We start from the raw sequence: 25,122 nt of genomic DNA on the forward strand, positions 1-25,122 counted from the left end.
TTTTTCTTTCATCATCTTGATCAGCTCTACCAAGCAGCTCAAAAAACCGCTGATAAAGTTTATAATTCCGCCAAAATTTCTAAAGCTCGTGACACTCAGCAAATGTTACGTGAAAAAAAGCCAGTCTCAATTCTATTAATGGGAACTGATACTGGCGCTTTAGGCAGAAACTTTAAAGGTCGAACTGATACTATGATTGTGGCCATTTTAAATCCTAAAAAGCAAAAGGTAACCTTAGTTAGTTTGCCGCGTGATGCTCTGGTTGCAGTTTACGGATTCGAAAATTATTTTCCTAGTAAATTAAACTCAGCTTATGATTATGGTGGTTCAGGTACGGCGGTTAAAACCGTACAGAAATATTTAAATGTACCGATCGATTTTTACGCAACAATTAATATGGGTGGATTGGAAAACTTGGTTAATGCAGTCGGAGGCGTAAAAATTAACCCGCTACTGACATTTAGTTATGGCGGTTATTCTTTTAAAAAAGGTACTGCTCAAACCATGAATGGCAAGCGTGCTTTGGCTTACGTTCGCATGCGCCACAGTGATCCACTGGGAGATTATGGAAGGCAGCAGCGGCAGCGACAAGTCTTAGCAGCAATTGCTCATAAAGCTGGCAATTTGAAGAATTTAATGTCAACATCTTTTTTCAACGAAATCAGCAAACAGTTACAAACTGATCTGACCTTTAAAGATTTTGAAATGCTGGCACTGAACTATCGCCATACTTCAAGAAATATCAGTTCTGATCATGCTCAAGGAAAACAAGATGAGATTGATGGCGTATCCTTTGAAGCCGTTCCTGAAACTGAAAAGCAACGAGTTACTAATGAATTGCGTCAGGCTTTGAATCTCCAAGCAGCAACTACTGGCAGTACTTTAAGCAGCTCAAATAAAATTAACACTAATTCTAAGAATTAAACACTCAAGATTGTATTAAATAGAGGCTGGAAAATCAAAATTTCCCAGCCTCTTAATTTTTCATTTACTTGAACGGCAAAGATTTCTTTGAACACTAAAATGCCCTTGATGCAATTCGATTTGAACATCACAATTTCGAGCAACTTCAGCTTCATGGGTCACAATAATCACGCAGCGGTTCTCTTCATGTGCTAATTTCTTAAACAAATTAATGACTTCAGTAGTATTATCTTCATCCAAATTACCGGTCGGCTCATCAGCTAATACTAATTGTGCATCACAACACATTGTTCGGACAATCGCTACACGTTGCTGCTGTCCTCCTGATAAGAAAACTACTTTCTTATCTGCCAATTGCCGGTCAATTCCAATTTTTGCCAGCAGCTGCAAAACATATTGACGATCATGACGATTCTTTGAGCCCGTCAGTTCCATAGCCGTTAGAATATTTTCCATAACAGTCATGTAATCAAATAAATTATATGCTTGGAAAACCATTGAAACATCTTTGCGGCGATATTCTGACAAAGTACTGGCAGTAACCATTTGCTCTTGATATTTAAGCTTGCCACTAGTTGGAACATCCAGACCGGCCAGCAGTGATAAAAAAGTTGTTTTTCCTGCCCCACTGCGGCCAACAATTGCATATAGCTCGCCGGCATCAAATTCTAAATTGACATGTTCAAATAGTTTCTTATCACTTTTTGGATATTGATAGGTTAAATCCTCGACTTTTAGCAAATTAATCCCTCCAGATCATATTAAATAATTTACATCGTTAAAATTTTCTTTGGTGGCCAGCGTAAGATATTGATCGTACCTAAAATCACTGCAATAAAGATAATCAATAAGCCAAAACCTAATAGCTCCAGAACATTTTTAACACTGATCTTCAAATTTAAAGTTGATGATTGCTTTTGACTTGCTGACGCATTACTTCGACCTTGAGCAGGCTGCTTTTGTCCTTGAGAATTGCCTTGGATCATTCCCTGTGAATTACCACCGCCTCCTGGCATTCCGCCAGTTTGACCACCACTAACCGAAGTTGTCTGAGCTGTTGTTTGCTGAATTAGTTGCTTAGACATTAGGTTACCAGCATATTTACCGCCAATCAGCGCAATCACGGAAGAAACAAGCATTACTAAAAATAACTCGGTAAAAAACTGCCAAATGACTTTACTTTTCTTTTCTCCCAGTGCCAATAAAACCCCTGCTTCATAACGACGCTCACGCACCATTAAAATTACGAGCAAGGTCAAAATAGCTGTCCCTGCAATACAAACTAACCAAATAATTTTTTGTGAGAAACTCTTGATATTATTTAAAGGGGTTAACATAGTCTGATAAACTGCATCATTAGTTGTCAAAGAGAACTTGGTCGTATTAATTGACTTTTTCGCCTGTTTAATGAAGGATGAAGCTTTGGCTGGATCAGTCATTGTAAAACTAACTGAGTCAACTTTTTGCGGTGTTCCTTTTAATTTACCAACGAATTTACTTGACAAGTAAAGCGTATTTGCTGGATCACTCATTTGCGGCTGTGTCTGACTTGTTGAGGCTGAACTTGCTCGGTAAATTCCAACAATTTTTAGTTTAACAAGCTTACCTGAAACTTTGACTTTAATTTGATCACCAACCGTTAAATCATTCTGCTTAGCTAATTGTTTTTCAATAACCGTATGATTGGTTCCCTGATCGTTGACCGTTAGCCCTCTGCCGGAAACTATCTTATTAGTTCCCTCCGAAAAAGCTGAAGTTAAAGCTGTCGAAGTCACTCCATCCAACGACAAACTGCTGGAACTACTACTGGATTTGCTTTTTTCCCCTATTGGGCCAGCCGGTTGGTTAGTTGTAGTGGTTTTGATTGCTTTGAACGATTTAGCTGTTCCATTGGTACTGCTTAATGTATTATAATTTTTCACATAACCTGATTTAGCTATCTGCCGAACAGTTTTCAAATTTACACTTGAGAAAGTTAGGCTTTTTTGCTGTTTATGTTTCCGCAACTGTCGAAAAGCATTGCTTCGATTAGCACTTAAAGTAACTGTTGCATTAGCACTTTGCTTAGCATTATCAACGGCTTTTGAAGCTGCTTCTTGAATCAGTAAACCAGCAAAAACAAACAGCAAGATTGCTGACATGATCAAAATTAATAATAATGTACGGCCCTTTTTTCTGATCACATTCAGCCAGGCGCGTTTTATAAAATTCATCTTCAATCCTCCAACCATAATCATTTCTATTAAATTAAATCGATATGCTCGAGTATAGAGAAAGATTTTGAAGTTTTTGAGAATTTTCTGCGATCAAAAGTCAGATTACTTTTGAAAAGTTATTAAATCAAAAAAAAACTGACAATTTTTTGTCAGTTATTCAAATCTGAAATAAATAATTCAATTATTTGAGAACTGTTTTAAAATATGCTCGTGCTACCAGCTCCGCAATGAAAAATCCCATTGCAATCGAACCAGCAATCATCAATACTTGAACCAAATAATCAATTCCTTGTAAATCATGGCCAAAAGCAAAACTTCGAACAGCGTTATAAGCTTGACCACCAGGGACTAATGGAACTAAACTTGGAATATTAAATAAAATCATTGGCATTTTTAATTTTTGAGCCATAACCATTGAGCTGAGTCCAATCATCAAAGCCGCCAATAAATTGGATAAGATTGTTCCCGCATTGATCGTCCGCAATCCTAAAAAAGTTAACCAGCCCAAAACTCCAACCCAACCACAAGCATTCAAAGCTCGATGTGGAATATTGACAATGATCCCAAAACCTAAAGTTGCCAAATAGCAACAAATTATCTGCATTAATAGATAAGTCATCTTTCAATCCTCACTTACATAAACCGAAAAACAAATGCAATTCCCATTGCTATTGCACAAGCACTTAAAAATGCTTCCAGGGCACGGGCACTGCCGCTAAGTAAATGACCAGCAAAAATATCACGAACGGCATTGGTAATCGGCACCCCTGGCACTAATGGCATAACCCCACCAATTGTTATCATGTTAACTTCATAGCCCCAAGAATAACGAACTGCTAAAACAGCTGTCAATCCAATCAAAAAAGAGCCTAAAAATTCACTAACAAAACGAATCCGCAAATGATTATTAATAAAATAATAGCAGCTATATCCTAAGCCACTTGCAATTGCCGTTGCTAAAAGATCTTGCCATTTGCCCCCATACATCAAAAGCAAGGTACAACTAACAACAACTGCTGCCAATAATTGGAGCCAAAAAGAAAAAAACGGCGTTGAAATATTTAATTTGATTAAGTTATCATGCAATTCTTTTAAAGTTATTTTGCCAGCTTGATAGGCACGCGAGTTTTGATTTACCAAAGATACTTTTTCTAGATCGATTGTCCGTTTTTGAATTGGTTCAACTTGTGACGAACGTTTTTCTGGAATTGACATCAAAATTCCGGTGGTTGTTTCAAAAATCTTAGGCTGCTCAATTCCCGAATTACGGGCAATTCGTTTCAAAGTATCATCGACTCTTGCCATATCGGCTCCATTTTCAATCATAATTTTGCCAGCTAATAAAACTGTTTCAATAATTAAATCATACCGTTGCAATGTCATGTCCTCCTGGATCCTTTGGGCAAATTATCTTATAAACTGGCTAAATTTGCAATTGATAATTCCTCATTGCTCAGTAAATAACATGAATTTGATTACTAAACAAATCAAACTTGTAATAATAACAAGGCTTGTCATCACTATAAATAAAAATTGATATGATAAAGTTTCGATAATGACCCCGCCAAGCAATGGACCAACAGCATGGCCCAATGAGGCCGAAATGCTGATAAAGCTTTGATACTTGCCCTTTTCAGCTGGGGCACTTAAACGATCTGCTAACGCCGGGATCGTTGGAAAAACAATTACTTCACCCAGGGTCACTAAGACCATCGAAATAATGAAATGCAGATAATCTTTGGCAAATACCAATGAAACAAAGGCAACACCAAATAAAGCAAAACCATAAAAAGCTTTATAGAACTGATTAATTTGATAATGTTCTTCTAAATAATTTAAAACTGGCTGTAAAATAACAATCAAGACTCCATTTAGCGTCCATAAATAACTGTATTTTTGGAGCGAAATAGCTAAGCTCTGCATATAAATTGATAAGTTACTTTGCCATTGCGAATAGCCAATTTCAATTGCCAAATAAACTAACAATAAACTGCAGATCATCCAGATATTAGGTTGAGCAGTTTTCACTTTAGTAATTGCCAGCTGGCTTTGCGAATTTTTAACATTGAGAGGCTTTTTAACATTGTAGTGAAACTGTGCTATTAGCCAAAAAATAATAAATAAGATCCACGTTATCACAAAAACAAAGCGAATATCATACTTAATCACCGTTCCAACCAGCATTGTTCCTAAAACAACCCCGACATTAGCCATAAAATACAGCATATTAAAAACATAACGTGAGTCTTTACCCTGAACTAAAGTCGCTAACGAGTTGATAATGGTATTAGCAATCGAGCCGCCAAAAGCATTCAAAATCAATAGAATCGGGTAAGCTGGCCAGCCATTGAAAAAAATTAATAAAAACATTGACACAACCGACAAACCTAAAGCGGCTTGCAGCCAAAAATGGAAATGCAAATGATCAAAAATGTAGCCGCCCAAGTAACTCCCAACAATCATGACCACTGACTCGATCAGCAAAACTACTCCCGCTAAAGACAAAGTTTGCTGCAAATAATCATGCATGTAAACTGTTGTTAAAGGCCAAATAAAACTGGTTCCAGTACTGACCAGCAAGCTGCCTATTAAAAGCCAGTTAAGTTTTAATTGTTTTTGTTGCTTCATATTTTCCTCCAAAAAAAAACCGGAGCAAGAGTTGACTCCTGCTCCGGAACACGTTTTTAATTATTTAATAACTTTAAAAATAAGCTTAATAATTAATCTTTTACAACGTTAACAGCTTGTGGTCCACGATCGCTTTGTTCAACATCAAAAGTTACATGCTGACCTTCATCCAAAGTCTTGAAGCCATCACCTTGGATAGCTGAGAAATGTACGAATACATCGCTGCCATCTTCACGAGTGATAAAGCCAAAACCTTTGTCTGCGTTAAACCATTTAACAGTACCTTGTTCCATAATAAAAATCCTCCTTGTGCCGCTTGGGCACTTCTAAATATTAATAAAATTGTAATTCTTGATCGGCACAAATGGGGAAAGTTATTTGAAACAATCTAACCACGGTAACCCATACAAAAATACAATTTGAGTATAACATAGCTTTTGCAAAAAAGATAGCTAATTACCCAACTTATTTCACGAAGATATAATGAGCTGCCTTAAAACTGACATTCATTTCTTGCTGATCAGAAATTAAACGAATCTTAACTGGACCTTCAAATGGCTGATGAGCAATTACTTTTAAGCGATCACCAATCTTCAGCTTTAAATCATCCAAATAAGTCAATAAATCATGATTGTCAATGAACCGTTCAACAACTACCTCCTGTCCATCAGTTACATCGGCCAATACCAAATGACTATCTTCTTGATATTTGCCGTCAGCGCTGGGAATAACCCCACCATGCGGGCAATGCGTTGGATAATTCAAGAAGACATCTAAATGGTTCATCAAACGATCACTTGTTGTGTGTTCCAGGATTTCAGCATCATCATGCACATCAGCTAATTTATATTCCAATTTATCATACAAAAAGACTTCCCATAAGCGATGCCTTCTGACCAGCTGTTCAGCAACTTCGATGCCCTTAGGTGTCAGTGAGATCCCTGCATAAGGTGTATGTGAAGCTAATTCTTCCTTGACTAACTTACTGACCATCTCTGTAACTGAACCAGCTGCAACATTCAAGCTCAATGAAATCTGTTTATTTGTAATTTTCTTTTTGGTGCCACCTAATTCAAAGATTATTTTCAAATAATCTTCCTTCATTGGAGTCATAAATTGTCACCCCTGTTTCAGTTATCCTTGCTTTTTAAAATTATTACATTCATTCTTAATTATACCAGAAAATTTGGTTTAACCTGAAAAAACATTTTGCAAATTGTCATCGCTAAAAACTTGCCCTATTAATTGTTGCAAATCAAGTGGCAAAGGTGCAACCACTTTGATTTTTTTGTTTGAAAATGGATCACTAAAAATCAATTGTCTAGCATGTAACGACTGACGTTGAATCAAATTTTGACTACCACCATATAATTGATCGCCAGTCAAAGGATATCCTAAATGACTAAAATGGACTCTAATTTGGTGATTCCTACCAGTTAACAGTTTGACTTTAACTAACGTTTGGCCTAATACAACTTTTTGTACCCAGTATTCTGTCTGCGCAGACTGTCCTTGCTCATCAATAATTCGTTTTGCTTGGCCTAATACTCGTTTTATTGGCAAATCAATCAAAGCATGTGGAACTTTCATTTGACCATCAACAACCGCCAGATAACGTTTGTCAAGCAAATGGTTTTCAACTTGGGGTTCAATCATGCTTTGAGCTAAATGATGTTTGGCCAGCAAGACTACTCCGCTAGTAAAACGATCCAAACGGGTAACTACATGTGGTACTAGATCAGTTGCTTGTTGATTGATCAAATAACCTTTAACCCGATTAACTAAGGTTGTAGTTCGATTGCTTGGCCCAGGGACGGATGACAGCCCGGCTGGTTTATTGACTGCTAACCAATTAGTGTCTTCATATAAAACTTCAATTGGCTGATAATTCGGTTCAAGCAACGGATTATCTTCTGGTTGAAAACGCAAAGTCACCTTATCATCAGGCTGAATCAGCTGTTTCAAATCAGTTGGATGCTCATTAAGCAGCAGCAGCGTTTCTCCACGGCGAATTTGACTAATCGTTCGCTGACTAATTTTTTTAGTTAACAAGAATTGCTTGATTAAGCCATGAAAATTAAGATTGTTAACTAATAAATATTCCATTTTTCGTTCCTTATAAATTTATCATCGTCGTAAGAAACCTACTGTAATTCCAGCAACAGCAACCACTAGCCACACAATCATTAACTGATTTGCTTGACTGACTACTAATTGAGTAATACTGTTAGCTAAGTCGTTTAAATCAATGCTTGCTTGACCTGAAAGTTGAGCAAAATCCAAGTTTGCTACTATCTGTTTAAGTAAGAAACTAACAGCTAATAACAAAATTGCTGTATAGGCCGCCGCAACTCCTAAATAATGCAGCCAACCAAAAAGGTTTCGTTCGACAACTATTAAAAGTACTAACAATAATAAACTAAAACCTAAAGCAACCAGCAAAATCAATGAGTTTATTTTATGTGCCGAATTCAATTGTTGAACCTTTTGCTGCAATGTTTGTGAATTGAGTGCTTGATCTAAACTTCCATTTAAGCCGCTCAATAGAGTGCTTTGAGCGGTTTGATAAATCAAATTATCGGTGGACAAACCAATTGACTGCGCTTTGGCATCAAGATTAGTTTTAACTTGGCTTTGAATTGTACTAGTATCAAAAATTGCTGTTTTGTCAGCGTATGCATTTTCAACAGCCGTTTTTAAATCACTTTTAACTTGTGAATTAGTTAGTAAATTCTGGGTTAATGCCGTTGGAATGCTATATTGCTTAGCCAGTGAAGCCAAGTAATCATTTAAGCTTGAATGCAGCTGCTTAACATACTTATCTTGAGTGAGCGTTTGGCTGACTTGATTGGCTGAAAAGATCGTGACTTTTAACGTGTAACAAAAGCTGCTGACAAATAAAGCCAACAATAAAAAGAAAGTCACCATGCGGCTTGTACTGTGACTTCTTTTTTTAATTTTAGCAGCTGAAAAATGGCTGCCATTATTTTTTCTGCTAAGTTCCATTGCTCGTCTCCTCTTCCTTGTAGAGTAAGTATACTCCTCTAAGCAATTCTCAAGCAAAAAATTCAATCATTTCTGATCTGAAAATGTTTAAAAGTTAGCCGGGTGCCCAATAATGAGACAATAATCACCCCAATTAGTTCAATAAAAGGCATCGTCGGATTTAAAGCAGCATGAATTGCTCTTTGCCGCGAATACCCTGAAAACAGGCTAACTATTGCTAATGCTTGGTTTTGATGCTGAGCTGACCAGTTGGATAAAACTGTTAAGCCGACTACGCCTATAGTCAATAGAGCAACTCCAATCAGATACTTCTGCTTTTTTGGAAAGAGGCTGAAGATACTGCCAATTAAATCCATCCCCAAAACTAAAGCAATTGCAAAGAGCAAAGAGAAAATAATTGCCAATATCTGATTAATGATAGCTGAACCAGCAAATTTTCCGTAAGCCGTCATGTAAAGTGAGGCTTGTTGCCAACCATCAGATCCTAAAAAATTACTGATCAGGCAACGATATAAATAACCAAAAAGCTGGGTAATCAACGCTGCAATACTCAAAACAACCATTTTGCTTTGCCAAAATATTTTTCGCGAAACCCCATTTTGGATCATAAACTGAAAATCATCATAATTACGCATGCTGATAATTGCAAGAATAATCAATAAGACTGGTCCTAAAGAAAAATTACGCAATTCGCCGGCAAAATTGATCGATTGATTGGTAGTCAAGGCTTCAATTAAAAGTGGTATCAACAAAATTCCAAAAAGTGCCCAGGCAAAAACATATCCCATTTGCCGCAATGTATTACGGAATAAATATGTTATTACACCCTTTTGCCGTTCGCTCATTTACCAATTCCTCCTTGATTGTTGGTCAGATAGATAAAAAGCTTTTGCAGATCAGTTTGTTCAATTGAAACTGTATCTGGCAAAATTCGTTGATCATCCAACGGACCATATATATAATAACCCGTAATTCGTCCAAGTGCCTCTCGTCCAATAATATTAAAACCAGCCGTATATTTAGCAACATCTTTAGCTGGCCCGACGACCAAATGAGCATTTGCCAAAATGTCTTCTGTCTCGCCATCTAAAATCAGCTTACCACGGTCAATTATCAGTACATGCTCCATTAAATTCGCAATCTCATCAATCAAATGAGTTGCAATCACAACTGTCCGGTGGTTTTCCAAGTAATCATCCATAATTGCCTGATAAACCAAGTTACGATGATGAGCATCTAATCCCAAAGTAGGTTCATCCAGCAGTAAATATTGTGCTGGCGTAGCTAAAGCTGCAATCAGTTTAAAAATGCTGCGATAGCCCGTCGATAACTTGCTGAACTTCTGTTGCAGACTGAGCTCAAACTCACCTGCCAAATCATAAGCAAGTTGGAAATTAAATTTTCCATAAAGCAACTTGGTCCCTCGCAGTAACTGCTCTAAGCTTTGACTTGCTGGATAGAGATTTTTTTCACTCATTAAATAAATTTTACCTAAAGCCTGCGCATTATCAATTACATTTTGATCATCAACTAAAATTTCTCCGCTAGTTGGAAAAATTCGATTGGCTAATAGGTTTAAAAGTGTACTTTTACCAGCCCCGTTTCTGCCTAATAAGCCATAAATTTTCCCCGGTTGTAATTCAAAATCAAGTGATTTTAAAATTTCCTTTTTGCCATAATTTTTAGCCACCTGTTTCATTTGAATACCTGTCAATTAGAAAACCCCCTTTCGATCAAATTAATCAATTCAGCCTGCGCTATTCCAAGTTTTTTAGCCTCACGAACTATGCCAATGATTTTTTGATCATAAAATTCATTTTTCCGATCCTTAACAATTTTCTGATAAGCATCGGCGGTGACAAACATTCCGATGCCTCGTCTTTTTTCAATTAATCCTTGTGCTACCAATAAATTCATGCCTTTTAGAATCGTGGCTGGGTTGATATGAAATTTTTTAGAAACCTCCGTTGTTGATGGAACTTGATCTCCAGCCACGTAAAGCCGAGCAAAAATGGCTTCTGTAATTTGCTCGGCTACTTGTAAGTAGATTGGTTCGGTACTATTAAAATTAAACTGCATTTGCTTCACCTCGTCGTCTGGAGCACAAAACCAAGCATACTTATTGTTCAGCTTACTTGTCAACTTTCTTTAAAACGATCTTCTGATAAATAAGATTCAGGAATAAATAATATCCCAGATAAATTAAGCCAAAGATTATAAATGGCAGCCAGAGATTTTTATATGGATCAGCCAACAGGGAAGCAAATAGATTTAAGCCAAACAAGACATGCACGACGCCTAAAACCGCTGGTAAACCGAATAAGATTGCAATTTCACGTCTAATTGACCAACGCAAACTGCTCTCATGAGTTCCTAGTTTGCGTAATAATTCATACCGGGGAATATCAGTAAAACTGCCAGATAAAATTTTAAACATTAGACAGCTGGCTAACATGGCTAGGAAGGATATTCCAAGCAGAACCGCCATGAATTCGAGGCCGGAATAAAGGACTCTAACTTGTTGGTAACTGTTCCAATCTCCTAGCCAAAGTGAAGGATTATTCATTGCCGCAGGATGCTTTTGTTTTTCCAACTGTGCTAATTTTTTTAAAATTGGAGCACTTTGTCGGATATTTTTAGTTCTTAAAAAGACTACTTTCTCAGTTGAACCTGTGATCTGTGAAAGATCAGTCTGAACTTTGACTTGATCTACTTGGCCACTTTCTTGGCGACTAATTCCCAAGTAATTTGACAATTCGCTTGCTAATAGATCAGTTTTTTGTGCTGGAATAACTTGGAGTTTTGCATCAGTAATCTGGCGGCCAACTTTTTCGCCAATCTTGACTTGCCAAAACGGCTGTGATTTAAATTGATTGGCTGCGAAGACCAGTTTTTTGCCATCTCTAACAAAAGTATACGTCTTTTTTTGCTGTAGTGATAACTGATCGATTAATTGCTGTTGTTGAGAAGTTGGATCAACAATACTCAAATCATAAGCTCCAGAAACACGCGAAGTGGTATCAATCATCTTATCTAAGCCCATTCCAACGGTGATCGCTCCTAAAGCCATTGCAAACATCATGGTAATTCCGGTTAAAACTTTGGTATAATCAGCGATCCGAAAACGTAATTGCGCTAAAGTAAAACCGTTTAAGCCGCGTTTGGCAAATGAAAAACGTTCCAGCCATTGCAGCAATGTATTGACAACAGCTTTAAACAAGAAATACGTGCCAAAAGTCAAGGTCAAAACAGCAATGATGATCGTATATTGATGAAAAACTAGTGGCTTGATCATAACGTAATAGCCAATTACTAGCAATAACACACCCGTAATTAATTCAACTAGCAAAATAAACGGCTTGCTTTGATGGAAGCTTGACTGCTGATTAGCCTTTAATAATTGCAAAACCGGTTTTTTAGTCATGACAACTGTATTCCAAGTTGCCGCTAGCAAAAACAAGCCAAGGTAAATGACCAGTGTCCAAATAATAGCTGGAATCCAAAATGCATGATAAGCAGTAGCTGCTGTGCCTAGAAAATTGATAACTAAGCTGCTCAAGCCAAAACTCAAACCAATTCCTAAAGCGATTCCTAATAAAGTTGCCATCGAACCCAACACCATTGTCTCTAGCCAAATCAGTCGGCCAATTCGTTTTTTTCGCGTGCCGAGCATAATAAAAAGCCCATAATCACGTTGACGCATACTGAGTAAAAATGAGTTAGCATAATTCAAATAAATTAAAGTCAGTAGTCCTAATAAAATTGCTCCAAAACCAAAAACATAGCCAATCAGATTGGAAACAGTTTGACCATTAGTCATCAAAAAATGATGATTAGCAGCAATCGTTTCAAATAAATAAAAGATGGCACTTGAAATTGCTAAGCCTGAAAATAACAGTAAATAATCTTTCCAACGATGACGCACGCTGCTTGCAGCTAATTTAAAAAGCATCCTGATTTCCTCCTATTTTTCAAACGTTCCTAATTGATCAAGAATCTGCTGATAGAAATCCGGCCGGCTCTGACTAGCTTGTCGAACCAGTTCATGGCCAATTTCCCCATCTTTAATAAAAATTATCCGCCGGCAATAACTAGCTGAAAAGGCATCATGTGTAACCAATAAAATTGCGGTTTTTTCTTTCTGATTGATTTGCTGCAGCAATCCTAACAATTCACGAGCTGCTTTAGAATCAAGTGCCCCAGTTGGTTCATCACCAAAAAGGATCTGGGGTTGATTGACCAAAGCTCGAGCACAAGCAATCCTTTGCTTTTGACCACCTGAAAGCTGAGCCGGATATTTTGATAACAAATTTTCAATTTCTAAAGCCTGAGCGATTTTAATCACGATTTGATCGATTTCTTTGGCTGGCTTACCTTGTAATGATAATGGCAAACCAATATTTTGCGCAGAAGTCAGATTCTCTAACAAATTAAAGTCTTGAAAAATGAAACCCATTTGCTTTGCCCGAAAATCTGCTAAAGCATTGCCTTTAAGCTGCGTTACATCTTGACCAGCAATTTCAACTGTTCCAGCCGTTGGTCGATCAAATGTTGCTAACATGTTCAGCAAGGTGGTTTTCCCGGAACCTGAAGCCCCCATCACACCCACAAAATCACCGGTAGTGACTGAAAATGAAACATCTTTTAAAGCTGTATATTTTCTTTCCTGTTGTTTTCCATAAACTTTTTTCAAATGATGTGCTTGAATTACTGAGTTATTTTCCATGTTCTTCTCCTTTAGTTATATGGTTAATCACTTATGTAACTAACCATATAACATTTAGAGGGATTTGACAAGAACTTTTTTAAAAAAAGCAAAAAATTATCCTGTAAATGTTAATCTCTTGATTAACATTTACAGGATAATTAAATTTTCTCGGTATTTAATCATATTCAATGCGAAAACTGCCAATTGCCAAGCCAGCACTACTGATTAACTTGATCATAATTCGAGCCATATTTTCTGCTGATAGTGGGCAATCGTTTTCCAGCCACCAATAAATCGTACTCATAAAAGTCGTCACTAGATATGAAATAATGAAATCATTAGGAATGATCTGATCACCATTTTTAACTTGTAATTTAGAAAAGACTTCTGAAAAATGCTCACGCAAAAACTTTTTGAAAGTATCCATCAAGATCATGTTCCGTCCCCGTAACACTAATAAGTAAAATTTCTTTTCACTCTTAACCTGCAAAAAAATTTTAGTAACAATTTCGATAATCTTTTTTTCACGAATCACGTTGCCTGATTCAATAATATTATTTTCAATACTGCCCAATAGTGGCAATAAAACATACGGGAAAACTTGTTCCAGCACATCTTGTTTATCATGAAAATGGCTATAAAAAGTTGAACGATTGATCATTGCCCGATCAGCAATATCCTGAACTGTAATTGCTGCAAAATCTTTTTCAAAAATCAAATCAACAAAGCTTCTAAAAATCAATCTTTTTGTTTTGATAATTCGTAAATCTTCTTTTTTCATCGAGTTCTCCTTGTTAATTTTTTTGCCGCGATCCAACAAAAAAAAACAACTGTTGTTTATCCAACTTCTTATTAAATTTTGATCATTGAATATCACTATATCTCCAGTAAAATTAACTATAGTAAGTATAAACGACACTTGTATGATAATCAACAAACATTTGCCAACAAACAATGGAGGTAAATTCCATGCAGGAAAAAGATCAATTATTTGGTGGAATCGATGTCGGTTCCACCACCGTTAAAGTAGTTATTTTGAATAATCAAAGAAAAGTTCTGTATCAAACTTACCAGCGACATTTTTCTGACGTCAAAAAGGCCAGCAAAAAAGTTTTGAGCGAGGCAGCTGATAAAGTTGGTTTAACAACTCCCATTTCTTTTACCATCACCGGTTCAGGTGGAATGGGCTTGGCGGATGTACTGCAGCTTAAATTTGTTCAGGAAGTGATTGCCTGTACCAAAACAGTTGAAACTGACTGTCCAGAAACTGATGTTGCCATTGAATTAGGCGGTGAAGATGCCAAAATCACTTTTTTTGGCTCTTCTTTAGAACAAAAAATGAATGGCTCTTGTGCTGGCGGAACGGGGGCCTTTATCGATCAGATGGCCAGTCTCTTAAAAACCGATGCTAACGGTTTAAATGAACTAGCTAAAAGTTATCATCATATTTATCCAATTGCTTCACGCTGCGGCGTTTTTGCTAAAACTGACATTCAACCCTTGATCAATGATGGAGCGCGACAAGCAGACTTAGCCGCTTCTATTTTTCAGGCTGTGGTTAATCAGACAATCGCCGGTTTGGCTTCTGGCCATAAAATCAAGGGTAAAGTTGCCTTTTTAGGCGGACCACTTTATTTCATGAGTGAATTGCGTCAACGATTTATCGAAACACTAAACCTCAAACCTGAAGATGTAATTTTTCCACCTGATCCGCAATTATTTGTTGCTAAAGGTGCGGCTTTATACGCCAAAGATCAAGCAAGCACAACCATTGATCAGCTTTTAGAAAATTTGGAAAATTCAGCAGGCTCATTGCAGCCAACTAGATCGCTTGAACCATTATTTAAAAGCAAAACGGAACTTGCTGAATTTCGACAACGTCATGATCAAGCTAAAGTTGAAGCACGGTCCTTAAAAGCTTATCAAGTTCCTGCCTACTTGGGAATTGATGCCGGCTCAACAACTACAAAAATTGTTTTAATGAGTGATGATCAAAAAATTCTGTACACCAAATATGACAATAATGACGGTGACCCATTAAAGAAAACAATTGAAATGCTGACCAAAATGTATCTGCAGATTCCTAAACAAGTTACAATTGCAAAAGCCTGTACTACCGGTTATGGTGAGCATTTAATCAAAAGTGCCTTGGCAGCTGATGAAGGAGAAGTCGAAACCGTTGCCCATTACAAAGCAGCTCATCATTTTATGCCAGCTGTTGATTTTATTTTGGATATTGGCGGTCAAGATATGAAGGCCATGCATATCAAAAATGGTGCACTTGCCTCAATTCAGTTAAATGAGGCTTGTTCATCAGGTTGCGGTTCTTTCATTGAAACTTTTGCCCAGTCCCTGCGCTACAATGTTAAAGACTTTGCTAAAGCCGCTTTATTGGCACCGCATCCGGCTGATTTAGGTTCCAGGTGTACCGTCTTTATGCAGTCAAAAGTCAAGCAGGCCCAAAAAGAAGGTGCAACTGTTGGTGATATTTCCGCTGGCTTATCAATGTCAGTTATTAAAAATGCTTTGTTTAAAGTTATTAAAGCACGATCTGCTCAAGATCTTGGAAAACATATCGTCTGCCAAGGAGGAACCTTTTATAATGAAGCTGTTTTGCGTTCGTTTGAACTGCTCAGTGGACAAGATGTTATCCGGCCAAATATTGCTGGCTTAATGGGAGCTTATGGTGCGGCTTTGATTGCTCAAGAACGAGCTAAAGTAGGCGATCAAACAACCTTACTGACGGCTGAACAGATGGCTGGTTTATCATCAACTAAAACTTTTACCCACTGTGGCCGCTGTGAAAACAATTGCTTATTGACGGTTACGCTTTTTAATGATGGGCGGCAATTTATTACTGGCAATCGTTGCGAAAAAGGATTACGAATTAAGTTAAAACCGAAAGATCAACGGGTCAATCTGGTTAAAGAAAAATTGCGTAAGCTTTTTTCCTACCGGCCATTACGAAAAAAATTGGCTACTCGCGGTGTTATCGGTTTGCCACGGGTTTTGAACATGTATGAAAATTATCCATTATGGGTGACATTCTTTAAAGAATTGGGAATTCGAGCTGAACTTTCAACTCGCTCATCAGAGGCGCTTTATGAATCGGGAATTGAAACCATCCCTAGCGATACCGTTTGCTATCCAGCAAAATTAGTTCATGGTCATATTCAATGGCTGATCAAGCGGGGACTTAAAACAATCTTTTATCCGTGTGTTGTTTTTGAACGGCAGGAAAAAAAGGCTGCTAATAATCATTTTAATTGTCCCGTTGTTCAATCTTATCCAGATGTGATCCGCATGAATGTCGATGAAATCCGCAATGGTCAAGTAGATTATCGTAATCCTTACTTAAACTTAGCTGATTTTGACTCAACTGCCCAAAATTTATATGAAACTTTTAAGGACTTTGGTGTTTCCGTCAAAGAGGTTAGAACTGCTTTGACCGCTGGATTTAGAGAAATGGATAATTTCAAACATTGGATCCAAAACCGCGGTGAAGAGACCTTATTGCAAATGCGACAAACTGGGCAACATGGGGTTGTTTTAGCCGGGCGTCCATATCACCTAGACCCGCAAATTAATCGCGGAATTTCACAGATCATTTGTGCTGAGGGATTTAACGTTTTAACTGAAGATAGCGTGTCTCATTTAGGTGATGTCAAAGGTCTGCGGGTTGTCAACCAATGGACTTATCACTCACGATTATTTGCAGCTGCACGTTTAGCAGCTAAAACTCCTGAGTTGGAATTTGTCCAATTAAACTCCTTTGGCTGCGGAATTGATGCAATTACAACTGATCAAGTGGAAGAAATCATGAATCATTACAACCGTTTATACACCGTCCTTAAAATTGATGAAGGAACTAATATTGGTGCAATTCGAATTAGGATCCGCTCATTAAAAGCTGCTGTCTTAGAACGTCAGCAGCGTAAAATTAAGCCTGAAGAACAAAATGATCAGATAACTCCACCCAAATTTACAGCTGAAATGAAATCTCACTATACTCTACTAATGCCAATGCTTTCACCAATCCATCAATCTGGATTAGTTGACATTGCTTTAAAATCCAGTGGGTATCACGTAGTCAATCTGCCCGTTCAGCGCCAGCATTCAGTCGATGAAGGAACTAAATACGTAAATAACGATGCTTGTTACCCAGCAATCATTACAATTGGTCAAATGATTGAAGCTTTGAAAAGTGGTAAATACGATCTCAATCAAACCGCTGTCATGATGAGTCAAACAGGTGGTGGCTGCCGTGCGACTAATTATATCCCATTAATCAGAAAAGCTTTAAAAGATGCCGGATTTCCGCAAGTACCAGTAATTTCAATCTCTCTTGGTGCCCAAGGAACGGAAAAAACACCTGGTTTCAAACTAACTATCCCACTTGTTAAGCGAGTTGCTTTAGCCTTTTTATATGGTGATCTATTTGAAAAAGTCGTTTATCGCACTCGACCATACGAAAAAATCGGTGGATCAGTTGATCAATTGCATCATCAATGGCTTCAATTAATCAAACCAAATATTGAAAATGGCAGTTTCCATGAATTCAAGCACAATGTTGTCCAAATCGTTCAAGATTTTGATGCACTCCCGCTTAAACAAATTCAGAAACCAAGAGTTACCTTAGTTGGTGAAATCTTAGTTAAGTATTCTCCAATTGCTAACAACAATATCGTTCGTCTCTTGGAAAAAGAGGGTGCTGAAGTCAATTGTCCAGAAATTGCTGGCTTTTTAAATTACTCATTATACAATCAAATCTACAAGCATGATCACTTAGGTTTCTCGCTAAAAAATAAAATTTTAGCTGAAGTCGCCATTAAACTAATTAATTTGTGTGAAAAGCCAATGAACAATGCCTTGAAGCAATCAAAACGTTTTACTGCCAGCCAAGCAATTGAAAAAATTGCTCAGGGAGCTGAGACAATTATCAATTTAGGCAATCAAACTGGCGAAGGTTGGTTCTTGACCGGTGAAATGGTTGAAAGTTTACAACAAGGAATCAATAATATTATTTGTATGCAACCATTTGGCTGTTTGCCAAATCATATTGTTGGCAAAGGCGTCGTCAAGCAACTGCGCACTCAGTATCCGAAAGCTAACATTGCCTTGATCGATTATGATCCTAGTCTTTCAGCGGTCAACCAGTTGAATCGGATCCGCTTAATGTTGGCAACTGCCAAGAAAAATTTAGCCAAGCAAGCAACTAGCAAGCAAGAATTAACTAAAAAATCTGCTCAAGTTGTTCGGACTAATTCCTCGCATAGCAGACCAGTTAGTGCTGAGTAAATTTAAAAAAGTAACATAAAGGAATAAAGACATGCTATTTTGTCTTTATTCCTTTATTATTATTCAAAATATTATTGAATTCTACAACATTTGGTACTGATAGAAATTTTTCTATCCTAGTACCAATTTTTGTTTTATCTATAAAAAAGATGAAGCGGCAACCTCATCTTCAAAATAAACTCGCTTTTCAACGAGTATAGAAGGAATGTTTAATTCATAGATTACTGAGCCCGATTTTTACTTGGAACTAAAGACTCAACCCTTATTTTTGATCCTAAATTGGCGAAAATTACATTACTAAGGGCTCTTATCACCATCAAAATGTTCACTTGCTGCAAACTTATTTTTGTCTTTGCCCTGTTTGCCAACCAAAGATCGTACTTAATGCTTCCCTAATAGCTGGCAATTACCATTTCTGCTCTCAAAAAGCAAAAATTCGTGACTATCAATCAATTTTAAATTTACAAAATTAATTGTCTTTGCTAATTAATCACGTTTAAACAAATCACGCGTATACACTTTGTCTTTTACATCACTCAATAATGGATCGTAACGATTAGCTATAATTACATTAGATTGCTTTTTAAACTTACTGATATCATTTTCAATCCTACTATTTAAAAAGCTATCGCCTTCAGCAAGTGTCGGCTCGTAAATAATAATTTCAACACCTTTTGATTTTAAACGCTTAATTACACCTTGAACAGAACTTTGGCGAAAATTATCTGAATGACTTTTCATAGTTAAACGGAATACCCCAACTGTAATATTTTTTGCATCATTCGGTTGCCGATACCCAGACATCTCTAGCACTTGCTGAGCAACAAAATCCTTGCGTGTTCGATTCGACTCAACAATAGCTTCAATCAGGTTTTCAGGAACATCCTCATAATTTGCCAACAGTTGTTTTGTATCTTTCGGCAAACAATATCCTCCATAACCAAAAGATGGATTATTATAGTGAGTACCAATACGAGGGTCAAGACAAACTCCTTTGATTATATCTTCAGCGCTTAAATTTTTTAATTCAGCATAGGTGTCTAGCTCATTAAAATAGGAGACTCTTAACGCCAAAAAAGTATTTGCAAAAAGTTTAACCGCTTCCGCTTCAGTAAAGCCCATCAATACTGTTTCAATGTTCTTTTTTATCGCCCCTTCTTGTAGCAAAGTTGCAAATTCCTGAGCTGCTCGTTTTAAATGTTGATCATTTAATTCTGTTCCAACAATAATTCGACTAGGATATAAATTGTCATAAAGCGCCTTGGATTCCCTTAGAAACTCTGGACTAAAAATAATATTTCGATTGCCCGTTTTTTGACGAATCATTTTAGTAAAGCCCACTGGAATTGTTGACTTGATAACAATAATTGCAGTCGGATTTAATCCAGTGACTTGATCAATAACTGATTCAACCGCTGCTGTGTTGAATTCCTTCGTATTACTATCATAATTTGTTGGTGTAGCAACAATTACAAAATCAGCTTGACGATAAGCCTTCTCTCCATTAGTTGTAGCTATAAGCTGCAAATCTTTTTCTTGTAAATATTTTTCAATATATTCATCTTGAATTGGAGATTTACGTTGATTAATCAAATCCACTTTACTTTTAACAATATCAACAGCAGTTACCTCATTATGCTGTGACAATAAAGTAGCTAGTGAAAGGCCAACATAACCTGTGCCAGCTACCGCAATTTGATACTTTTTTTTCATTTTAGCAAGTTCCTTCTCCTATTTATTCTCAATTAATAAAATCACTTTCATATTATATCATAGTTAACATGGAATTTAGCTTCTAAACCTTTCTAAAGCTTGACGTTGTGTTAAATTAATTATAATCTAAATTGAATACAAAATTACTAATTTTTAAGGAGTTTAAGTAATGGAAAACGAATTAGTAAGTTTAATTTTGCCTATTTTTAATATCAAGATTGAATTTTTAAAAAAATGTCTTACTACTTTGCAAAAGCAAACTTATCAAAATATTGAAATTATCTTAGTTGATGATGGTTCAACTAATGATGCATTTGCCTTATGTCAAAAGTATAGTTTGACGGATAAGCGGATCACAGCAGTTCGCCAAAAAAATCAAGGAGTTTCTATAGCTAGAAATCATGGCCTAAGTCTGGCTAAGGGAAATTATATTTGCTTTATTGATCCTGATGATTGGGTAGCTGAAAGTTACGTTGCTGAGCTACTAAACTCTTTAAAACACTCGCAAGCTGATTTTGTAATTTCAAATTGCTTGGTAGTCCATCATGATCAACAGAAAGTAAATAACTTTCTTGACTCACCGGAAACAAATTTAATGGGTGCTCAAAAAAATAAATTGTTATACCAGCTAATTGGCAAAAAAATCTGTGATTATTATCCACCATTAATTGCTGCCGGTGTTCCATGGGGAAAAATGTTCTGCAAGAGCTTTTTAACAAAAAACAAACTGCAATTTGTACCTGGAATGAAACGTATGCAAGATAATATTTTTTGTCTATACGCCATTGAAAATGCCAATAAAATCTATTATCTGCCCAAAGCACTTTATTATTATCGTAAAGATTCCTCTTCTGTTTCTTTAAAGTATTCCTCTCAAATAGTTGATTATTTTGAGAAATATTTTGATGAAACTTTTAAATTCTTAAGAACTTATCGTAAAGAAGAATTATTATTTAAAGCCGCTTATATGAAAGAACTGACTAGCTTCAATTCTTTTTTGGGACGTTACTTTTTTCATAAAAACAACCCGGATTCCTTTCATGAAAATAAGTTACATATAAATAAGCTGCTAAGTACTCAGCGTTATCAACGAGCAATGGACGAATTAGACTATTCAATTCTTACTAAGTCCGAAAAAGTTTTTGTTTTCAGTTTAAAGCATCGACTACTGCTTTTATTATATTTTTTGGTAAAGTTCAGGGACAAAATTATTTTTTAAATTATATAAGAATTAGGAACTCGTAACATTTCACTACTTTTAAAGCATGGGTTAACCAGATCTTGTTGGGCGCTACTTGAAAGGAATGTCTAGATATATGAAAATTTCGGTTGTTATATCAACTTATAATGGTGAAAAATATTTATTACCACAATTAAATTCAATCAAAGATCAAACGCGAATGCCAAATGAGGTGTTAATTTTTGACGATCATTCAAATGATCAGACAGTCCAATTAATTAACAATTTCATAAAAAGTAACAATCTAACTAGCTGGAAATTAATATCTAATCCTAAGAATATAGGTTGGCGAAAGAATTTTATTGAAGGAGCTTGGAAAACAACTGGTGATTTAATTTTTACCTGCGATCAAGATGATATTTGGCGAAAAGATAAATTATCAATAATGGAAAAAATTATGAAGGAAAATCCTAATATTAATCTTTTGGCTTCAAATTATCAAAAGTTTTTTGATAATGGTCAAAGAAAGATTGGACCATTTCCAAATAAAAAGGAACTTAAACAAATTAAACTTAGGAATAACTATTTAAAAGTAACCTGCCCAGGTTGTACTTACTGCATCCGAAAAAAAATCATTACTCTCAGCAAAAAATACTGGCAAGCGCCTTATGCTCATGACGATCTTTTTTGGCGTTTAGCCCTCCTTGATGATAGTCTTTTCATCTATACCGACTACCTAATTTATTGGAGAAAACATAATGATAGTGCTTATGCCAGTGAAAGCCGCAAATTAAAAACTGTTGAAAAAAAATATCAATGGATTAATATGTCGATCGATTTTAACGATAGCATAAAAAAGTATTTACTTGAAGATGTCAAAAATAAAACATCTAAAAAAGAAAAAATTTTAAAAGAAATGACCATTGGTTACACTTACGCAAAAAGTTTTTTGAAACAAAAAATATTCTAATAGGCATACGCTTGCTTTCATTTATCGATTGTTATCAAAGATTACGCCAATATTTAGGAGATTGGTACCTAATTTATGTGAAACAAAAATAGTTATTATTCAAAGCAAACAGTAACTAAAGCTCATAAGTTACTCCAGATACCATCTAAACCATGAATGTCACTTCTAATTAATTTTTACTTGATATTACTTTCTAACACTTTAATATAGGCCTTAATAATAGCTACTTCCATTGATTTATAAAATAATTCAATTATATTAACTTATTAATGCGATTGAATTAATTCGACAATTATTATCAAAACTGGTTTGTCAGATACATTAACCATTCTTTATCTTAGCGACAGTATTTCGTTTTTTAATTTGCTTTCTAATAAGAACTTTCCTACACCTGTTAAAACAAATCACTATGGATCTAATAATTTAATGGATTGAAAATTTTTTAAGCTGTACTATTAATAAAAAAGCAAAACTGGAGTGAGTCTATGCGAATCAATATTATTCAACATACTCCTAACGAACGACCAGGTCTGATCAAAACTTGGGCTCAAATACATCAACATACAATATATATCTATCATCCCTACCAATTCGGCATTTTCCCAAGAATTGAAGAAACTGATCTTTTAATTATTCTTGGCGGTCCGATGAGTGTCAATGACTCTTTACCATGGCTGAAAACTGAACGCCAATTGATTGAAAGTGCCTTAGCGACAAAAGTGCCGATTTTGGGAATTTGCTTAGGTGCTCAGCAAATTATTAAAACACTTGGTGGCCAAATCACAGCTGCTCCAATTAAGGAGGCTGGTTGGGCACCCGTCTATCTTAAAGAGCAAATTACGCCGCCTTTACCAAGAAAACTAACTGTTTTCCATTGGCACGGTGAAACTTTTAGTCTGCCATTAGCAGCTAAACTATTGTTTTCCAGTAAATTGGTCAAAAACCAAGGATTTGTTTATCAAGGAAATGTAATTGGATTGCAATTTCATCTTGAATTAGAGCTTGAGAACTTGAGAGAAATCGTCATTAATGATGGAAATTATCTGAATAGTTCAATCTTCAAACAGTCATCACAACAAGTCTTAAATCATGGTATTCCGAAACAGAATAAAAAAGTTATGTTTGCTTTATTAGATTATTTGATTTCCAAAGAATCTTAGCAAAGCACTAGTTTAAATGAGAATGGCTCCTAATGTTAGTGTAGAACTAACGTTTGGGAGCTATTGCTTTTCTATCAAAATTTAAACACTAATCCAACTTAAGGGCGATCAACAACTTCAAAACGACTCTCATATGGCGCTAACTGTTGTGGTCCAAGTTCAGTAAAAATAAATTCACCAAAATCATTATTATCGTGAGCAAAAATAAAGTTAGCAAACTCAAGTTTTTGCGGTTTAGCCGATAAATTAACCACATAAAGTCCCAAAGAATTTTGATTATAACGAATAACTGCTAAACAACCAGCTCCAGTTCCTAAAACAAGCTCACCATTTTGCAAAACTGGCAAATTCTTGCGACGTTGAACCCACTTTTTAACAAAAGAAAAAATTTTTTGGTTTGGATGTTTCCAGGGGAAAAAGCCACGATTTTGAGGATCCTTACCGCCCTTCATTCCGGCTTCATCACCATAATAAATACAAGGAACGCCAGGGAGAATAAATAACAGTTCCCAAGCAATTCTCAATTTTTCAATTTTTCCATGTAAAGCCGTATAAACTCGTTCAGTATCATGAGTTCCAATATTATTTAATAAGTTAAAATAAAAATCTCGTGGATAATTTTCGCGTAAACTCATTAATTCGCGAATAACGGCAGTAATCGATCTTGACGGTTGGTCGCTCAATAAATCCAAAATACAATGTCTCAGTGGGTAATTCATTACCCCATCTAATTCCTGCCCCTCTACATAGTGACGTCGTCTACCGTAAGCAATTTTATTGGAAGCATCTTCCCAGACCTCCCCCAATAATACTTTTTCCTGAGAAAATTGTGCCAATGTTTCTCGCAATCCGATAATAAAATTCTCTGGCAGCTCATCAGCTACATCTAGCCGCCAGCCATCGACCCCCATTCTAGTCCATTTATTGATCACACTGTTTTTGTCAGCATAAATCATTTTTTGAAAAGCTGGATTGTTTTTATCAACTTTAGGTAAATCTTTAACTCCCCACCAAGCTGCATAGTCATCGGGATAATGTTTAAACTCAAACCAAGAATAATACGGACTACTCTTTTGTTGAGCAGCACCAGTTTGCTTATCATAGTACAAACAACGTGCATTGAAATACTTGCTATCTTTGCCGACATGATTAAAAACACCATCTAGAATAAGGCAGATCCCAGCTTGATGAAGCTTCTCGATTAACTCTCTAAAATCTTCCTCGGTTCCCAGCATTGGATCAATTCGAAAATAATCATTGGTATCATAGCGATGCGAACTGTTAGCAAAAAAGATTGGATTTAAATAAATACCAGTAAT

At 36.2% G+C, this 25,122-nt stretch carries 22 protein-coding genes; 5 read left to right on the forward strand and 17 right to left on the reverse strand.

All coding sequences use genetic code 11. From position 1 onward, the window contains the following. Positions 1-924: LCP family protein (locus ON15_RS09190; protein WP_010581197.1), on the forward strand; the 924-nt coding region annotated here is incomplete at its 5' end. Between the two features lie 60 nt (positions 925-984). Here ON15_RS09190 and ON15_RS09195 read toward each other — a convergent pair. The 15 genes from ON15_RS09195 to ON15_RS09265 all read right to left on the reverse strand — a co-directional run bounded on the left by ON15_RS09195 (position 985) and on the right by ON15_RS09265 (position 14,263). Beyond that, on the reverse strand, positions 985-1,665 hold the full coding sequence (locus tag ON15_RS09195) for an ABC transporter ATP-binding protein (protein ID WP_010581198.1): 681 nt from the start codon (positions 1,663-1,665) through the stop codon (positions 985-987). 29 nt (positions 1,666-1,694) lie between these two features. Next, the gene (locus ON15_RS09200) at positions 1,695-3,137 is read right to left on the reverse strand and encodes an ABC transporter permease (RefSeq protein WP_010581199.1); all 1,443 of its coding nucleotides are present in this window, start codon (positions 3,135-3,137) and stop codon (positions 1,695-1,697) included. Positions 3,138-3,321: 184 nt separating this feature from the next. Continuing rightward, entirely contained in the window at positions 3,322-3,759 is a 438-nt protein-coding gene (locus ON15_RS09205; protein ID WP_010581200.1) for a threonine/serine exporter family protein, read from the reverse strand. 14 nt (positions 3,760-3,773) lie between these two features. Then, positions 3,774-4,523 carry a threonine/serine exporter family protein gene (locus ON15_RS09210; protein WP_176692346.1) on the reverse strand — a complete coding sequence of 250 codons (750 nt, stop codon included), beginning with the start codon at positions 4,521-4,523 and terminating at the stop codon, positions 3,774-3,776. 63 nt (positions 4,524-4,586) lie between these two features. Beyond that, complete coding sequence (locus ON15_RS09215) at positions 4,587-5,768, reverse strand: MDR family MFS transporter (RefSeq protein WP_010581202.1); 1,182 nt, start codon at positions 5,766-5,768, stop codon at positions 4,587-4,589. Between the two features lie 92 nt (positions 5,769-5,860). Then, positions 5,861-6,061, reverse strand: a complete 201-nt coding sequence (locus tag ON15_RS09220) for a cold-shock protein (protein ID WP_010581203.1) — start codon at positions 6,059-6,061, stop codon at positions 5,861-5,863. 172 nt (positions 6,062-6,233) lie between these two features. Continuing rightward, complete coding sequence (locus tag ON15_RS09225; RefSeq protein ID WP_010581204.1) at positions 6,234-6,881, reverse strand: metal-dependent transcriptional regulator; 648 nt, start codon at positions 6,879-6,881, stop codon at positions 6,234-6,236. A gap of 78 nt (positions 6,882-6,959) precedes the next feature. Then, complete coding sequence (locus ON15_RS09230; protein WP_010581205.1) at positions 6,960-7,874, reverse strand: RluA family pseudouridine synthase; 915 nt, start codon at positions 7,872-7,874, stop codon at positions 6,960-6,962. Between the two features lie 21 nt (positions 7,875-7,895). Continuing rightward, positions 7,896-8,774 (reverse strand): hypothetical protein, encoded by an 879-nt coding sequence (locus tag ON15_RS09235; protein WP_010581206.1) that lies wholly within the window; start codon positions 8,772-8,774, stop codon positions 7,896-7,898. A gap of 62 nt (positions 8,775-8,836) precedes the next feature. Continuing rightward, the gene (locus ON15_RS09240) at positions 8,837-9,619 is read right to left on the reverse strand and encodes a hypothetical protein (RefSeq protein WP_010581207.1); all 783 of its coding nucleotides are present in this window, start codon (positions 9,617-9,619) and stop codon (positions 8,837-8,839) included. Then, positions 9,616-10,488, reverse strand: a complete 873-nt coding sequence (locus ON15_RS09245; RefSeq protein WP_010581208.1) for an ATP-binding cassette domain-containing protein — start codon at positions 10,486-10,488, stop codon at positions 9,616-9,618. Before ON15_RS09245 ends, ON15_RS09240 begins: the two co-directional genes overlap by 4 nt. Beyond that, positions 10,485-10,853, reverse strand: a complete 369-nt coding sequence (locus ON15_RS09250) for a GntR family transcriptional regulator (protein ID WP_010581209.1) — start codon at positions 10,851-10,853, stop codon at positions 10,485-10,487. The genes ON15_RS09245 and ON15_RS09250 overlap by 4 nt, the downstream gene beginning before the upstream one ends. A gap of 52 nt (positions 10,854-10,905) precedes the next feature. Beyond that, positions 10,906-12,726, reverse strand: coding sequence for an FtsX-like permease family protein (locus tag ON15_RS09255; RefSeq protein ID WP_010581210.1), 1,821 nt, complete (start codon positions 12,724-12,726; stop codon positions 10,906-10,908). Positions 12,727-12,738: 12 nt separating this feature from the next. After that, positions 12,739-13,500 (reverse strand): ABC transporter ATP-binding protein, encoded by a 762-nt coding sequence (locus tag ON15_RS09260; RefSeq protein ID WP_010581211.1) that lies wholly within the window; start codon positions 13,498-13,500, stop codon positions 12,739-12,741. A gap of 157 nt (positions 13,501-13,657) precedes the next feature. Continuing rightward, positions 13,658-14,263 carry a TetR/AcrR family transcriptional regulator gene (locus ON15_RS09265; protein WP_010581212.1) on the reverse strand — a complete coding sequence of 202 codons (606 nt, stop codon included), beginning with the start codon at positions 14,261-14,263 and terminating at the stop codon, positions 13,658-13,660. 188 nt (positions 14,264-14,451) lie between these two features. On the opposite strand from ON15_RS09265, the gene ON15_RS09270 reads away from it, so the two are divergent. Then, a complete protein-coding gene (locus tag ON15_RS09270) occupies positions 14,452-18,780 on the forward strand; it encodes a 2-hydroxyacyl-CoA dehydratase (RefSeq protein ID WP_010581213.1) in 4,329 nt (1,442 codons plus the stop codon). 486 nt (positions 18,781-19,266) lie between these two features. Here the strand turns inward: ON15_RS09270 and ON15_RS09275 are convergent, their stop codons facing one another. Further along, positions 19,267-20,493, reverse strand: a complete 1,227-nt coding sequence (locus ON15_RS09275) for a nucleotide sugar dehydrogenase (RefSeq protein ID WP_010581214.1) — start codon at positions 20,491-20,493, stop codon at positions 19,267-19,269. A 169-nt stretch (positions 20,494-20,662) separates the two neighbouring features. On the opposite strand from ON15_RS09275, the gene ON15_RS09280 reads away from it, so the two are divergent. The 3 genes from ON15_RS09280 (at position 20,663) to ON15_RS09290 (ending at position 23,803) form a co-directional block, all read left to right on the forward strand. Next, positions 20,663-21,712 carry a glycosyltransferase family 2 protein gene (locus ON15_RS09280; RefSeq protein WP_010581215.1) on the forward strand — a complete coding sequence of 350 codons (1,050 nt, stop codon included), beginning with the start codon at positions 20,663-20,665 and terminating at the stop codon, positions 21,710-21,712. 97 nt (positions 21,713-21,809) lie between these two features. Beyond that, complete coding sequence (locus ON15_RS09285) at positions 21,810-22,643, forward strand: glycosyltransferase (protein ID WP_010581216.1); 834 nt, start codon at positions 21,810-21,812, stop codon at positions 22,641-22,643. A 485-nt stretch (positions 22,644-23,128) separates the two neighbouring features. Further along, complete coding sequence (locus tag ON15_RS09290; protein ID WP_010581217.1) at positions 23,129-23,803, forward strand: type 1 glutamine amidotransferase; 675 nt, start codon at positions 23,129-23,131, stop codon at positions 23,801-23,803. Between the two features lie 98 nt (positions 23,804-23,901). Here the strand turns inward: ON15_RS09290 and ON15_RS09295 are convergent. Beyond that, on the reverse strand, positions 23,902-25,122 hold a 1,221-nt coding region (locus ON15_RS09295; protein WP_141567414.1), incomplete at its 5' end, for a glycoside hydrolase family 13 protein.

This window comes from Liquorilactobacillus vini DSM 20605 (assembly GCF_000255495.1).
Taxonomy (GTDB): Bacteria; Bacillota; Bacilli; order Lactobacillales; family Lactobacillaceae; genus Liquorilactobacillus; species Liquorilactobacillus vini.